This window comes from Candidatus Devosia phytovorans, from assembly GCA_029202405.1.
Classification (GTDB): Bacteria; Pseudomonadota; Alphaproteobacteria; order Rhizobiales; family Devosiaceae; genus Devosia; species Devosia phytovorans.
On the sequence record CP119312.1, the window covers coordinates 1,007,875 to 1,020,998 of the forward strand.

17 protein-coding genes are annotated in these 13,124 nt (G+C 63.3%); 7 read left to right on the plus strand and 10 right to left on the minus strand.

What is annotated here, in order from left to right; translation table 11 throughout:
• Positions 1–22: 22 nt before the first annotated feature.
• Both P0Y65_04950 and P0Y65_04955 read left to right on the plus strand, forming a co-directional pair.
• Positions 23–346, plus strand: a complete 324-nt coding sequence (locus P0Y65_04950; GenBank protein ID WEK05607.1) for a DUF1476 domain-containing protein — start codon at positions 23–25, stop codon at positions 344–346.
• Between the two features lie 141 nt (positions 347–487).
• Positions 488–1,084: a DoxX family protein gene (locus P0Y65_04955; GenBank protein WEK05608.1), complete on the plus strand. Its 597-nt coding sequence runs from the start codon at positions 488–490 to the stop codon at positions 1,082–1,084.
• A 63-nt stretch (positions 1,085–1,147) separates the two neighbouring features.
• Here P0Y65_04955 and P0Y65_04960 read toward each other — a convergent pair whose 3' ends face one another.
• The 7 genes from P0Y65_04960 to P0Y65_04990 form a co-directional block, all read right to left on the minus strand.
• Positions 1,148–1,570 (minus strand): GNAT family N-acetyltransferase, encoded by a 423-nt coding sequence (locus P0Y65_04960; GenBank protein ID WEK05609.1) that lies wholly within the window; start codon positions 1,568–1,570, stop codon positions 1,148–1,150.
• Positions 1,570–2,118, minus strand: coding sequence for an alpha/beta hydrolase (locus P0Y65_04965; protein WEK05610.1), 549 nt, complete (start codon positions 2,116–2,118; stop codon positions 1,570–1,572). Before P0Y65_04965 ends, P0Y65_04960 begins: the two co-directional genes overlap by 1 nt.
• Entirely contained in the window at positions 2,115–2,528 is a 414-nt protein-coding gene (locus P0Y65_04970; GenBank protein WEK05611.1) for a GNAT family N-acetyltransferase, read from the minus strand. Before P0Y65_04970 ends, P0Y65_04965 begins: the two co-directional genes overlap by 4 nt.
• Positions 2,525–3,853 carry an adenylosuccinate lyase gene (purB, locus tag P0Y65_04975; protein ID WEK05612.1) on the minus strand — a complete coding sequence of 443 codons (1,329 nt, stop codon included), beginning with the start codon at positions 3,851–3,853 and terminating at the stop codon, positions 2,525–2,527. Before purB ends, P0Y65_04970 begins: the two co-directional genes overlap by 4 nt.
• 30 nt (positions 3,854–3,883) lie before the next feature.
• Complete coding sequence (rpe, locus tag P0Y65_04980) at positions 3,884–4,564, minus strand: ribulose-phosphate 3-epimerase (protein ID WEK05613.1); 681 nt, start codon at positions 4,562–4,564, stop codon at positions 3,884–3,886.
• 64 nt (positions 4,565–4,628) lie between these two features.
• Positions 4,629–5,240: a hypothetical protein gene (locus P0Y65_04985; protein WEK05614.1), complete on the minus strand. Its 612-nt coding sequence runs from the start codon at positions 5,238–5,240 to the stop codon at positions 4,629–4,631.
• An 11-nt stretch (positions 5,241–5,251) separates the two neighbouring features.
• A complete protein-coding gene (locus P0Y65_04990) occupies positions 5,252–5,479 on the minus strand; it encodes a DUF2188 domain-containing protein (protein ID WEK05615.1) in 228 nt (75 codons plus the stop codon).
• Positions 5,480–5,639: 160 nt separating this feature from the next.
• On the opposite strand from P0Y65_04990, the gene P0Y65_04995 reads away from it, so the two are divergent.
• Complete coding sequence (locus tag P0Y65_04995) at positions 5,640–6,383, plus strand: cytochrome c biogenesis protein CcdA (GenBank protein WEK05616.1); 744 nt, start codon at positions 5,640–5,642, stop codon at positions 6,381–6,383.
• A 102-nt stretch (positions 6,384–6,485) separates the two neighbouring features.
• Positions 6,486–7,754 (plus strand): GNAT family N-acetyltransferase, encoded by a 1,269-nt coding sequence (locus tag P0Y65_05000; GenBank protein ID WEK05617.1) that lies wholly within the window; start codon positions 6,486–6,488, stop codon positions 7,752–7,754.
• Here the strand turns inward: P0Y65_05000 and radC are convergent.
• Together radC and map are read right to left on the minus strand one after the other, a co-directional pair.
• Positions 7,740–8,516 (minus strand): DNA repair protein RadC, encoded by a 777-nt coding sequence (gene radC / locus P0Y65_05005; protein WEK06733.1) that lies wholly within the window; start codon positions 8,514–8,516, stop codon positions 7,740–7,742. The genes P0Y65_05000 and radC overlap by 15 nt on opposite strands.
• Complete coding sequence (gene map, locus P0Y65_05010) at positions 8,516–9,349, minus strand: type I methionyl aminopeptidase (protein WEK05618.1); 834 nt, start codon at positions 9,347–9,349, stop codon at positions 8,516–8,518. Before map ends, radC begins: the two co-directional genes overlap by 1 nt.
• 134 nt (positions 9,350–9,483) lie before the next feature.
• Between map and P0Y65_05015 the strand changes: the two genes are divergently transcribed.
• The 3 genes from P0Y65_05015 to P0Y65_05025 all read left to right on the plus strand — a co-directional run bounded on the left by P0Y65_05015 (position 9,484) and on the right by P0Y65_05025 (position 12,063).
• The gene (locus P0Y65_05015) at positions 9,484–10,254 is read left to right on the plus strand and encodes a molybdopterin-binding protein (protein ID WEK05619.1); all 771 of its coding nucleotides are present in this window, start codon (positions 9,484–9,486) and stop codon (positions 10,252–10,254) included.
• 120 nt (positions 10,255–10,374) lie between these two features.
• Entirely contained in the window at positions 10,375–10,872 is a 498-nt protein-coding gene (gpt, locus tag P0Y65_05020; GenBank protein ID WEK05620.1) for a xanthine phosphoribosyltransferase, read from the plus strand.
• A gap of 120 nt (positions 10,873–10,992) precedes the next feature.
• A complete protein-coding gene (locus P0Y65_05025; GenBank protein ID WEK05621.1) occupies positions 10,993–12,063 on the plus strand; it encodes a LacI family DNA-binding transcriptional regulator in 1,071 nt (356 codons plus the stop codon).
• On the opposite strand, the gene P0Y65_05030 is transcribed toward P0Y65_05025, so the two are convergent.
• A complete protein-coding gene (locus P0Y65_05030) occupies positions 12,060–13,085 on the minus strand; it encodes a LacI family DNA-binding transcriptional regulator (GenBank protein WEK05622.1) in 1,026 nt (341 codons plus the stop codon). The two genes, P0Y65_05025 and P0Y65_05030, sit on opposite strands and share 4 nt — an antisense overlap.
• Between the last annotated feature and the right edge of the window lie 39 nt (positions 13,086–13,124).

Sequence of the window (13,124 nt, forward strand, 5' to 3'; positions counted from 1 at the left end):
CAAGCCCCAGGGAGAGACTTGCATGAGCCAGTTCGACGATCGGCAGAAGGGCCAGGAGGCCAAGTTCGCCTTCGACGCTGAAAAGAAATTCAAGGCCGAGGCGCGCCGCAACAAGCTCGTCGGCATCTGGGCCGCCGAATTGCTGGGCCTGACCGGCGAAGAAGCAAAGCTCTATGCCGCCGAAGTGGTGGCCGCCGATTTCGAGGAAGCCGGCGACGAGGACGTGTTCCGCAAGGTTTCCGCCGACCTTAAGGCCAAGGGCCTGTCGGTCGGCGATGACGTGATTCGCCAGAAGATGGACCAGCTGGTGGGCGTCGCCAACGAGCAGATCGCCGCCGAAGGCTGATCGGTTCCGTGCAGAGCTGCCGAAGAGCCGGTCGAAAGGCCGGCTTTTTTGTGCCTCAGGCAATCGATGGAAAATTTGATGTAGCGCAAGGGGCGCGCTGTCCCGGCTCACTAAGATCATGGCGTATCAAGGAGGTCCGTCATGACCCATATTGCAGCAACAGACATTATTGACGTCTCGGCCGACCAGAAGCGGCTTTTCATTCCCGCTCTCGCCGGCTTTTACGACACCTTCGCCAAGCCATTTGCCTGGACTGCCCTGCGCCTGGCGGTCGGCGCCGTCCTGGCCTATGAGGGCTGGGTCAAGATGAACAATCCGATGGCCCTCAGCGGCTTTGTCGAGAGCCTCGGTTTTTATCCCGGCTGGCTCTGGTCGCCGGCCATGGCGGCCGTCAATCTCGTTGGTGGCATCTGCATCATGCTGGGTCTGCTGACCCGCCCCTGGGCCCTGGCCAATACATTCATGCTCGGCGTGACCCTGTGGTATCACCAGATCAACCCCTATGGCCCGACCTTCCTGACGCCGGAGGGCATGCAGTTCCTGGCCACGCCTGAGGCGGCACAGTATTTCACCGGCGCGGGCATGAAGCAGTTGGCTGACGGAGGTGCAAAGTTCCTGGGCACGGTACAGGGCAAGGCGATCTTCGCATCGTTGTTCTGGACGGGTGCCTGTGGCCTCTATGCCGCCTTTGGTGGCGGCGCCTGGTCGGTGGACAAGAGGTTGAAGAAGGAATTCTGAGAGCGCCCGTCGCGCTCAAAAGAATAGCGCCGCTGATCACATGCGGCGCTATTCCCTCGCTGATCAGGTGGTCGCTGGCCTCAGCCACAGCGCCATGCCGATCGAGCGGGGCGTGACCGGTTCGAAGCCGTATTTGGCATAGAGATGCTGCGCATCGCCGTCGGCCACGAGACTGATATAGGCCGTCTCGGGCGCCTCGGCGTGGATATGGGCGACCAGCGCCGCCATGATCTGCTTGCCGAGCCCCTTGCCCTGATGAGCAGGCTCGACCGCCATGTCGGTGATCTGGAAGGCGGTGCCGCCGTCGCCGATGATGCGGCCCATGCCCACCGTCTGCCCGTCATGCTGCATGGTCACGGCGAACCAGGTGTTGGGCAGGCCGCGCTCGGCGGCTTCCCGTGTCTTTTCGCTGAGACCGGACACCTTGCGCAGGCGCAGGAAGTCTTCCACCGAGGGCGTGCCGACGACGAGGGAATAGCCGCCCATCAGATGCGCTGCATCAGGCGGGTGAACATCAGCAGGCCCTCCGGCCAGGGCCCGTGGCCAGAGTCGACATTGATATGCCCGGCTTCGCCTGCCTGATGAAAGTCGGAACCCCAGCAGGTGGCAAATTCCACGGCGCGGTCCAGCGTCACGTAGGGGTCATTGCTGGAGGCAACGAGCATCGAGGGGAAGGGCAGCGGGTCGCGCGGAATGGGCCGGAAGACATAGGTCGCCTCAGGCGCTTCGGCGCTCAGTTCCACATCGGTGGGCGCGACCAGAAACGCACCCCGGACATTGTTCGGCAGGCGCGGGGCCGCATGGGCCACTGCAGAGACCGAAGTGGAATGGGCGATGAGCACCACCGGGCGGGTGGTCAGACGGCAGGCCTGATCGATGGTCGCGACCCAGTCGTCAGCGTCGGGCTCCCACCATTCGGCCTGTTCGACAATGGCCGAGGTCTTCATCTTCTCGGCCCAGCGGGTCTGCCAGTGGCCCGGTTTGATGCCGCCGAGACCGGGCAGGATCAGGATATCGGCATCAGCCAGTTTCATGTGCGATGGGTCCTGTCACGATAGAAGCCGGCCTGGGTCTGGGTGAGGCCGATCTTTTGATAGAAGCCTTCAGCGCCGGGCAGGGCGAGCAGGACGATGGAGACGCCGGGGCCGAGGATTTCGCTGGCCTTGTCCATCATGGTCTTGCCAATGCCCTGACCCTGGCTGGTTTCCACCACGGCCATATCGGCACAGTAGCAGACCCAGTTCCAATCGGTCATGCCGCGGAACCGGCCGACGAGGCGTCCGGCCTCGTCACGGGCGGTGATGGTGAGGTTGGAACTATCGAGCATAGCCTGGACGCGCTCGGTATTGCCGAGCGGGCGGGTCGGGCCAAGCTTGGACTGGCCGACGCAGGCAATGTATTCCTCAGCACTGAGGCCGGTTTCCTGGGCGCAGATCAGGCTCATTCGAAGACCCGCTTGAAGATCGAGTCGACATGCTTGAGGTGGTAGGCGTCGTCGAACATGGCGTCGATCTGCTCGTCGCTGAGCGTGACCTCCGGATCCGCCTTGAGATTGGCGGCGAACTGGCCGGCGCGATCGCCCTGCATGGCCCAGACCTTCATGGCATTGCGCTGGACGGCGGCATAGCTGTCCTCACGGGAATAGCCGGCCTGGGTCAGCGCCAGCAGCATGCGCTGGGAATTGTGCAAGCCGCCGAGCAGGTCGAGGTTCTTGCGCATGTTTTCCGGATAGACGACCAGCTTGTCGATGACGCCGGTCAGGCGGGCAAGGGCAAAGTCGAGGGTAACCGTGGCGTCGGGGCCGATCATGCGCTCGACGGACGAGTGGGAGATATCGCGCTCGTGCCAGAGGGCGACGTTTTCCAGCGCCGGGGTGACCATGCCGCGCACGAGGCGGGCGAGGCCGGTGAGGTTTTCTGTGAGAACGGGATTGCGCTTGTGCGGCATGGCCGAAGAACCCTTCTGGCCGGGTGAGAAGAACTCCTCGGCTTCGAGCACTTCTGTGCGCTGCAGGTGGCGGATTTCGACGGCCACACGCTCGATCGAGCTGGCGACGACGCCGAGGGTCGCGAAGAACATGGCGTGGCGGTCGCGCGGGATGACCTGGGTCGAGACCGGCTCGATGCTCAGCCCAAGCTTTTCGGCGACATATTCTTCCACCTGCGGGTCGATATTGGCGAAGGAGCCGATGGCGCCGGAAATCGCGGCGGTGGCGATTTCTTCGCGGGCATTGACCAGCCGCTGGCGGTTGCGGGAAAATTCCGCATAGGCTTCGGCCAGCTTGACGCCAAAGGTCGTCGGCTCGGCATGGATGCCGTGGCTGCGACCGATGGTGATGGTGTCCTTGTGCTCATAGGCGCGGCGCTTGAGGGCGGCGAGCAGGGCGTCGACATCGGCGATCAGCAGATCGGCGGCGCGGGCGAGCTGGACAGAAAGCGTGGTGTCGAGAATGTCCGAGCTCGTCATGCCCTGGTGCACGAAGCGCGCGTCGGGGCCGACGATTTCGCTCAGATGCGTCAGGAAGGCGATGACGTCGTGCTTGGTGGTGCGCTCGATCTCGTCGATGCGGGCGACGTCAAAGCCATAGTCGCCATGCTCGGCCTTCCTGGCATTCATCACATCCCAGATGTTCTGGGCGGATTCCTTGGGCACGACGCCGAGTTCGGCCAGCTTGGTGGTGGCATGGGCCTCGATCTCGAACCAGATGGCGAAGCGGGTCTCGGCCGACCAGATGGAGACCATTTCGGGGCGAGAGTAACGCGGGATCATGGGCTTAGGCTTTCAGGTTCAGATTGTGAGTCAGGCGCTGCGCTGGGTCGCGGCAGCGCGGATGGCGGCGATGCGGGCGGCATAGGTGGCGGGGTCGTTGCCGCCATAGACGGAGGAGCCGGCGACCAGCACATTGGCCCCGGCATCGGCGATGGCGCGGGCGTTGTCGGGCGTGACGCCGCCGTCGACTTCGAGGTCGATGGCGCGAGCGCCGATCAGGGCCTTCGCCTGGCGCAGCTTGTTGAGGCTTTCCGGAATGAAGCTCTGGCCGCCAAAGCCGGGATTGACCGACATCACCAGCACCAGATCGACATCGTCGATGACATGCTGGATGGCGGAGACGGGTGTGGCGGGATTGAGCGCAACGCCGGCCTTCTTGCCCAGCGCGCGGATGGCCTGCAGCGAGCGATGCAGATGCGGGCCGGCCTCGGCATGGACGGTAATGATATCGGCACCCGCCGCGGCGAACTCGCCGAGATAGGCATCGGTGGGCGCGATCATCAGATGGGTGTCGAAAGTCCTGTCGGTCAGCTTGCGGATGGCCTTCATGACCACGGCGCCAAAGCTGATATTGGGCACAAAATGGCCGTCCATCACGTCGATATGGATATAGTCCGCACCGCCAGCAACGATGGCTTCCACCTCATTGCCTAGCCGCGAAAAGTCTGCGGACAGGATGGAGGGAGCGATGCGGATGGGGCGGGTGGACATGGACGGGCACCTCGTTGACAGGGCTGCTATAGGGCGGACGCAGCCGGGGGGCAAGGGCGGGCTGTCAGTTGTGGGACAGCCATGCCTTCATGCGCACCATGAGCTCATCAATAGGGAGCTTTCCGATGTCGTGATCCGAGAATCCTCTTGCTTTGAGGTCGTCGTAGTCGGTCACCATGAAGTCGAGAAAACGCCCCCAGATGCGTGTTGGTCCGGGGGCATTGAGGTTGGCCTGACTGTTCAGCCAGTTCCGCACCTCAGCCAGAATGTCTGTTGGTTGATTGCCGTGGACGGCGATATCCGAGTTCGACAGGTCTGAAATTGCCGCCTGAAAGCGAAAGCGCTCTGCTTCGAGGATGAGGCACCTCTTGTCCGCACAGACACCGCCCTTGTAGGCTCGGCAACCAACGTCCAGACCAAGTTCGAATGGCATATTCATGCGGTAGAATTCACCGGCCTCCTTGGCCCGCAACCTCGAAAGGTCGTGAATCCCAAATTTGCATTCTTCGACAAGGCGCAGGATTTTCAATATCCTCGGCTCAGCCGAGTTCAGCGTTTCCAGCGCAATCCTGGGTTCGAAGCCCAAGTCGAGCAGGCAGAATAGCAGCGGGCGCAGCAGTGGCCGGTAGTCTTCATCAAAGGGACAGTTGATGAAGACATTTGTCTCGAAGGCCATGTCCGGGGATATCAACCTTTGGGTGGATGCGGATCGTTGCCGTAGCTGTTCTTTTCGCGGATCGTCCCATCGGCGCGATGAACATAAAGCTCGGCGCCTTCGCGTTTTGCCAGCTCGGTACCGCGCTTGATGGCATCAGCCTGAGTCTTGAACACGCCGGATGCGCGTTCGGCGCCATATCGCCTCACGCTCCAGCCGCCATTCGGATTTGGCACGACATGCTGACTGCGCTTGTTCATCTCGACGTCCCCCAATGTGTGGAAGATATCAAACTAGATGGGCGCCTGCCATCCCCACTGCAAGCGCCGGGCTCGCTTCACAAACCGGCGATGCGACAGAGCGCGCATTGCTTTGTAGGGGCTGGCGTATAGAACACGACGAACAAGGAGCGTCGGCCTCGTGGATTTTTCTCTGCCATTCCTGTTGACGGTGTTCGGGGCCGGGGTGCTGAGCTTTCTCAGCCCCTGCGTGCTGCCGCTGGTGCCGCCCTATCTCACCTATATGAGTGGCGCGAGCTTTGATCAGCTGCGGGCGGGCGATCAGGGCGCGGCGGTGCTGCAGCGCCGGGTGGCGGTGACCTCGCTGTTCTTCATCGCCGGCTTTGCCGTGGTGTTCATCGCGCTGGGCGCGACGGCGACGGCCTTCGGGCAGGCGTTCAGGCAGGCGCTACCCATCCTGACGCCGATTGCGGGTGTCGTGATCATCGCCATGGGGCTACATTTCATCGGCGTCTATCGCATCGGCCTGCTTGATCGGCAGGTGCGGCACCAGGGGCCGGGCACGGCCAGCGGGCCGCTGGGCGGGTTTCTGCTGGGCCTGGCCTTTGCCATCGGCTGGACGCCCTGCATCGGGCCGGTGCTGGCGGCGGTGCTCGGCGTGGCGGCAAGCCGCAATACGGCGATGGAGGGCGCGAGCCTTCTGGCGCTCTATTCGCTGGGCCTGGGCGTGCCCTTCTTCCTGGCGGGCGTGGCCATCGGGCCGTTCCTGGCCTTCTTCAAGACGTTCAAGAAGCATCTGCACACCGTCGAGCGCATCATGGGCGTGCTGCTCGTGGTCACGGGCGTGCTGTTCCTCACCGGCAATTTCACCCGGCTATCCTATTGGTTCCTCGAGACCTTCCCGGTGCTGGCAAACTTCGGGTGAGCGGTAAGCAGGGCTTAACCCTCGTCCAAGTTTTCGCCTTTTCGAGACTTTGCAAAAGCAAATTTCAACTCTGATTTACCTTGGACTGGTCAGAGTAGAGCCATGAGCGGGAACATACTTAGATTGCATACGGCAGAGACGGCCCTGAGCATGCTTGGCGGTAGCCCGCTCGACGCGCCTGCCGTTTCGCAGGGCAATGTCGACGTGCTGGTCTCCTGCCGGATCGAGGACGTCGAGATGGCCTGGCGGCTGCTCACGGCCAGGTCGATCGAGTCGCCGGGCCAGAGCTATGATTTCATCCGCCTGTGGGTCGCCGACCGCAAGGTGCCCGAGAGCGAGCAACGCTATGTCGTTGGCAGCGTCGACGGGCATCCGGTGGCGCTGTTGCCGCTACATCGCAAGCGCGTCTACGGGCTGCCGCTCTACACCTGGTTTCCCGGCGCCAATGCCGGCTGCTATGCGCCGGTGGCCGATTATGACCGGCTGGCCGCGCTGGGTCCGGCGGGCCGCAAGGCGCTGTGGGCGGCGATGGCGGGCAAGCTGGGCGGGGCTGACCTGATCTATCTGCGCTCCATTCCCCGGGAGGTCGGGGGCCATGTGGGCCTCTTTGACGAGCTCGGCGCGTCCCTCGCGGTCGAGACGCTCTATCGCTCGGAATATGCCAGCTGGCAGGAATGCGACCGGTTGCAGCGCAGCAAGTCGCGCCGCAAGCATGACCGGCAGCAGGGCGAGCGGCTCGAAGCCATGGGCGCCGTGTTGTTCAGCGAGCTGCGCAATGGCGATGACACCGATTGTGCCGTCGAGATCATGTTCAGGCAGCGCACGGCGCGCTTTCGGGCCATGGGCATTCGCGATGCTTTCGTCGAAGACCGGCTGATCGACTTCTATCATGCCGCGGCGCGGCCCGGTTCGGGCATTGACGTGCGGCTGCATGTGCTGCGGCTCAACGGCAATATCGTCGCGGTGCGCTACAACATCGTCCACAATGACCGCATGTTCTGCCTGATCTCGTCGATGAGCGACGATCCGGCTATCCAGAACGGTTCGCCGGGCAAGCAATGCCTGCTGCGGGTAATGCAGTCGGTGTTCGACCAGGGCATCCGGGTCTTCGACATGGGCAGCGGCTTCACCGACGAAAAGCGGCATTGGTGCAATGCGCAGATCCCGATGGGACAGCATTATGTGGGCCTGACGCCGCAGGGCGCGCTGATCGTTCGGGCGCACCAGCGCTTCCAGCGCGCGCGCGCGTCGATCAAGGCCAATCCGCAGCTGAAGGCCGCGGCGCGGCAGATCCAGCACCTGATCGACCGGGTCAAGGGCGGCAGGGCCCAGGCCACTGTGCCGGCTGGCGAAAAATCAGATCAGCTTTAGCGCGCGCAAGGAGGCATGGCCGGCCTTGCCGACGATGAGGTGATCGTGCAGCACGATGCCCAAAGGCTTGGCGACATTGGCCACTTCGAGCGTCATCCGCACATCGGCAGCCGAGGGCGCTGGGTCACCCGAGGGATGGTTGTGTACCAGGATCAGCGCGGTGGCTGACAGCTCCAGGGCGCGCTTGACCACTTCGCGTGGATAGACCGGCGTATGGTCGATCGTGCCGGTCTGCTGCACTTCATCGGCGATCAGCCGGTTCTTCTTGTCGAGAAAGAGAATGCGGAAGCGCTCGATGGCATCATAGGCCATCTGGCTGCGGCAATAGTCGATCAGCTCCTGCCAGGAACTGAGGATCGGCTGCTGCCGGTCGATGCGGTCGCGACCGAAGCGGGCGGCGACGGCCTGAATGATTTTCAGCGAGGCAATGGTGGTGGGGCCGAGGCCCTTGATATGGGCGAGGCGGGCGTCGCTGGCGGCAAAGACGCCGGAAAAGGAGCCGAATTCCTTGAGCAGGGTTTTGGCCAGCGGCTTGGTATCGCGCTGCGGAATGACCATGTGCAGCAGCATTTCGAGAAGTTCGTAGTCTTCCATCGCATCGCCGCCAACCTTGAGGAAGCGGCTGCGCAGGCGTTCACGATGTCCCTTGTGATCGGGCTCCTTGGTGGCTGGTTCGACCGCTGCCGGCTTGATCTGAAGCTGATCGGCTCCGGCATCACTGCCGATGAAGAAGGGCGCTTCTTCGAGCCGATCATTGGCCATCATGCGGCTCGCATGGCCAGCGGATTGAACAGGCCGCCGGGCGAGAGGGTGAAGATCTCGTGGCCGGTTTCCGTAATCCCGATCGAATGTTCGGCCTGGCTGGAGAGGGTGCGGTCACGGGTCACCGCGGTCCAGCCATCCGAAAGGATTTTCACATGCGGGCGGCCGAGGTTGATCATCGGCTCGATGGTGAAGATCATGCCAGGCTTGAGGGGCACGCCCATGCCCGGTGTGCCGAAATGGAGGATATTGGGCTCGTCGTGGAAGAGTTTGCCGACGCCATGGCCGACAAAGTCGCGGACCACGCTCATGCGTTCATTCTCGGCCAGGGCCTGGATGGCGGCGCCAATGTCGCCGGTGGTATTGCCGGGCTTGGCCATGGCAAGGCCGGCCTCGAGACTGGCATAGGTGACTTCGATCAGCCGCTCGGCCTTTCGCGAGATTTCGCCGATCGGATACATGCGGCTCGAATCGCCATGCCAGCCATCGACGACATAGGTCAGGTCGATGTTCACGATATCGCCCTCGCGCAGCGGGCGCTCATCGGGAATGCCGTGGCACACCACGTGATTGATCGAGGTGCAGAGCGAGTGGCGATAACCCTTGTAGAAAATCGTTGCCGGGGCAGCGCCATGGTCCATGCCGAATTCATAGGCGATCTGGTCGAGCTTGCTGGTGGGCACGCCCGGCTCGGCAAATTCGGTGAGGACATCGAGAGCCCGCGCGGTCAGGGCGCCGGCCTTGCGCATGCCCTCGAAGCCTTCGCTGCCATGCAGGGGGATGACGCCCGGCGTACGGCGGGATTTGGCAGTGGCTTCGACAAAGGTGATCATGCGGCTCTCCAGAGGTGACTGCAAATTAGTCGCTTGAAGCGGCGAAGGAAAGGGTTTGCGCCAGCGTGACGCGGATTGACGGCGCGGGGACGCAGGGGCATGTCTTTGGGGCAGCAAGCCCAAGGAAAAATCCGATGTCCGCAGACGCCATTACCGCCGCCCTCATCGTCATCGGCGACGAAATCCTTTCGGGCCGCACCAAGGATGTCAACATCGGCGCTACGGCGGAATTCTGCACCGACCTGGGCATCGAGCTCAAGGAAGTGCGGGTGGTGAGCGACGAGACCGACGAGATCGTCGATGCCGTCAACGCGCTGCGCGCCCGTTATACCTATGTCTTTACCACCGGCGGCATCGGGCCGACGCATGACGACATTACCGCCGATGCAGTGGCCAAGGCCTTTGGCGTGGCGCTGCCGATCAATGCCGAAGCGCGGGCAATGCTGGAAACACGCTGGAAGCAGACGGGGACCGAGGTCAACGAAGCGCGGTTGCGCATGGCCCGCATTCCCGAAGGGGCCTCGCTGATCGTCAATTCCGTCAGCGCCGCGCCGGGCTTCCGCATCGAGAATGTGCATGTGATGGCCGGCGTGCCCATCATCATGCGGGCCATGCTCGAAGCCATCCTGCCGACGCTGCGGGCCGGCAAGAAAGTGCTGTCGGTCACCGTCAAGGCGGCCGTGGGCGAGGGGACAGTGGGTGGTCCTTTGGGCGCGCTGCAGGAAGAATATCCGGACGTAAAGATGGGCAGCTATCCGCAGATGGGCAATGACCGGGTGTCGACGGAACTGGTGCTGCGCTCGTCCGATCCGCTGCGCCTCGAGGAAGCGGCGGGCAAGGTGAGGGCCATGGTGGCGGCGGCACATCAGAAGGCCGGCGTCACGCCGCCCGACGAAGTCTACTGATTTGTGCGGGAGATGCTGGGCAAAATCGCGTTGAGTGATTGGCGCGGTGGCGCGCTTTTGCTAAGCACGGTCCCTTGATTTACGCGGGCGGCGCAGGGCCGGGGCGCAGGAGACACGATTTTGAGCAATCCCAACCAGAAGTCCTTCCCGGTTACCTGGGACCAGTTCCACCGCGACAGCCGTGCCCTGGCCTGGCGCCTTGCCGGCATGGGAAGCTTTGATGCCGTGGTGGCCATTGCCCGCGGCGGTCTGGTGCCGGCCGCGATCGTCGCGCGCGAACTCAACATCCGCACCGTCGAGACGGTTGCGGTCAAGAGCTATGACCACCAGAACCAGAGTGGCATCCAGGTGCTCAAGCCGATCAGCCAGCCCATCCTCGACCTGGCCAAGAGTGGCGGCAAGATCCTGATCGTCGACGATCTCGTCGATACCGGCTCGACGGCTCGCGTGGTTCGCGAAATGCTGCCCGGCGCGCATTTTGCCACTGTCTATGCCAAGCCCAAGGGTCGCGAACTGGTCGACACCTTCATCACCGAAGTCAGTCAGGACACCTGGATCTTTTTCCCGTGGGATCTGGACGTTGCCTATGTGGCGCCGATCTCGGGCGGCACGGACTGACATCTGGCCGGAAAGTCGCCAGCATGCCTGAAGCATGCTGGCGTTTTGGCCGGGTCGTTGCTAATACTTGATAATAGTCGCTGATCATGTATTAGCTTTGCGGGTTCTCATGGGCCTGCAATGACCAAGATCGCCGACATTCCTGTCTCGCAGCCCGCCCGCAAACGCGCCGGGAGCCGGCGCGTGACGATGACCGACGTGGCGCGCGAGGCGGGGTGCTCGCAGGCGACGGTCAGTTTCGTCCTTAATCATGCACCGGGGATAAAATTTTCTGCCGAGACGCGGGGGCGGGTGTTCGAGGCGGCGCGGCGGCTGGGCTATGCGGTGCCGCCGGTGGCGGTGCCGTCGACGCGGGGGCGGCGGATCGGCTTTGTGGCGGATCAGCTGGCGACCAGCCCCGAGGCCATGGTGGCGATCGAGGGCGTGACGCAGGCGGCGCGGCCGGCGGGCGACCTGGTGCTGGTGGCGCAGACCCATAGCGACCAGGAGCTCGAAGGCGAGGTGATCCGCGCCTTCGTGGAGCAGGGCGTCGTGGCGCTGGTCTATATGACCATTTTCACGCGTGAGGTTGAGCTGCCGACGGCGGTCACCGGGCTCGATATCCCGGTGCTGCTACTCAACTGCTACACAAGCGACCAGAATTATCCCGCGGTGGTGCCAAGCGAAATTGCCGGCGGGCAGCGCAGCACGCGGCATCTGATCGACAATGGTCATCGGCGGATCGGCACCATTACCGGCGAGATCTGGATGGAGGCGGCGCAGGATCGGCTCAAGGGCTACCGCCGGGCGCTGGCGACGGCTGATATTCCCTTTGATCCTGCCCTGGTGATCGAAGGTGACTGGTCGGCCAGCGCCGGATATCTGGCGACGCGCAAGCTGCTGGAGCTGCCCGAGCCGCCGACAGCGATCTTTTGCCAGAACGACCGCACGGCGATCGGCTGCTATGAGGCGCTCAAGGAGGCGGGGCTGGTTATTCCGCGCGACATGTCGGTCATCGGCTATGACGACGAGGAGATCGCGCGCCATCTCCATCCGCAACTGACCACGTCCATCCTGCCACATCGCGCCATGGGGCAGTGGATCATCGAGCAGATGGATGATCTTGCGAGCGAGGCCGGGCGCTATCCACTGGTCAAGCTGGAGTGCCCGCTGGTGGAGCGGAGTTCTGTGGCGCGACCGCGGATTACCTAGTAATTCCTCACCGGTTCAACCGAGCCGCGCTCGATCAATTCGCATTCGATCTTGAGCTTTTGTAGTCGCTCATCCTGATCGGCGAGGCTGTAGCTGTCGAGCAGTTCCGCCACGGCCCAGCGGGCCATTTCGTCATGCGGCAGGACCATGGTGGAGAGCGGCGGGTCCATGTTGGCAGCAATGTCTTCGTCGTCGAAGCCCATGATGGAGATGTCGCGCGGGACGCGCAGGCCGACATGGCGCGCCGCGTCGTAGCAGCCGATGGCCATGCGGTCGTTGAAGCAGAAGATGGCCGATGGCCGGTCGGGGCGGGAGAGCAGTTCCATGGCGCGGTCGCGGCCGGCGCGAATGGTCCAGCCGCCGGGCTGCACGAGCGTTTCGTCGACCGGTACGTTCCATTCCTCCATGGCGCGGCGAAAGCCCTTTTCGCGGTCGACGGCGGCTTCGACGAAATATTCGCCGGCCATGTGGGCAATGCGCCGGTGGCCCGCCCTAAGCAGAGCCGTGGTTGCCGTATAGCCGCCGACGATGTCGCCGGGCACGACCGAAGGGTAGCGCAGCTTGCGCTCATGGCAGTTGAGCAGGACCAGCGGCAACTCAGAAAAGGCTTCGGGGACAGTGACTTGCCGGGTCATCAGCGAGGCATAGATGACGCCGATGGTTTTTTGCGAGACGAGAAGGTCAAGCGCAGCCTGTTCGAGGGCTGGGTCGGCGCGGGTGCAGAAGAGGGCGACGGTTACATCCTGCAGGGCGGCCTCGTCACGGGCGCCTTCGATGAACTGGGCGGCAAAGGGGGTGGTGGAAACCTCGTCGATGAAGAGGCCGATGACGCGCTTGCGGCCCTCGGGAACGGCATGGGCCTTGCCGCGGCGATAGCCCAAGGCCTCGGCGGCATCGAGAACGCGGCGGCGGGTGAGTTTGGAAATGCGAGCATTGGTGACGCCGTTGAGGACCAGGGAAACGGTCGCCTGCGAGACGCCGGCCTGCTCGGCGACATCGACCATCGTGGCGCGTTTTTCCATGTTCACTCTTCTCTGTTGGTCGCGTTTTCGAGCTGCAAA

Bases quoted from the DNA above. Each gene is read 5' to 3' on its own strand.
- P0Y65_04950 (WEK05607.1), top strand. From the start codon at position 23: ATGAGCCAGTTCGACGATCGGCAGAAGGGCCAGGAGGCCAAGTTCGCC.
- P0Y65_04955 (WEK05608.1), top strand. From the start codon at position 488: ATGACCCATATTGCAGCAACAGACATTATTGACGTCTCGGCCGACCAG.
- P0Y65_04960 (WEK05609.1), bottom strand. From the start codon at position 1,570: ATGGGCGGCTATTCCCTCGTCGTCGGCACGCCCTCGGTGGAAGACTTC.
- P0Y65_04965 (WEK05610.1), bottom strand. From the start codon at position 2,118: ATGAAACTGGCTGATGCCGATATCCTGATCCTGCCCGGTCTCGGCGGC.
- P0Y65_04970 (WEK05611.1), bottom strand. From the start codon at position 2,528: ATGAGCCTGATCTGCGCCCAGGAAACCGGCCTCAGTGCTGAGGAATAC.
- purB (WEK05612.1), bottom strand. From the start codon at position 3,853: ATGATCCCGCGTTACTCTCGCCCCGAAATGGTCTCCATCTGGTCGGCC.
- rpe (WEK05613.1), bottom strand. From the start codon at position 4,564: ATGTCCACCCGCCCCATCCGCATCGCTCCCTCCATCCTGTCCGCAGAC.
- P0Y65_04985 (WEK05614.1), bottom strand. From the start codon at position 5,240: ATGGCCTTCGAGACAAATGTCTTCATCAACTGTCCCTTTGATGAAGAC.
- P0Y65_04990 (WEK05615.1), bottom strand. From the start codon at position 5,479: ATGAACAAGCGCAGTCAGCATGTCGTGCCAAATCCGAATGGCGGCTGG.
- P0Y65_05000 (WEK05617.1), top strand. From the start codon at position 6,486: ATGAGCGGGAACATACTTAGATTGCATACGGCAGAGACGGCCCTGAGC.
- radC (WEK06733.1), bottom strand. From the start codon at position 8,516: ATGGCCAATGATCGGCTCGAAGAAGCGCCCTTCTTCATCGGCAGTGAT.
- map (WEK05618.1), bottom strand. From the start codon at position 9,349: ATGATCACCTTTGTCGAAGCCACTGCCAAATCCCGCCGTACGCCGGGC.
- P0Y65_05015 (WEK05619.1), top strand. From the start codon at position 9,484: ATGTCCGCAGACGCCATTACCGCCGCCCTCATCGTCATCGGCGACGAA.
- P0Y65_05025 (WEK05621.1), top strand. From the start codon at position 10,993: ATGACCAAGATCGCCGACATTCCTGTCTCGCAGCCCGCCCGCAAACGC.
- P0Y65_05030 (WEK05622.1), bottom strand. From the start codon at position 13,085: ATGGAAAAACGCGCCACGATGGTCGATGTCGCCGAGCAGGCCGGCGTC.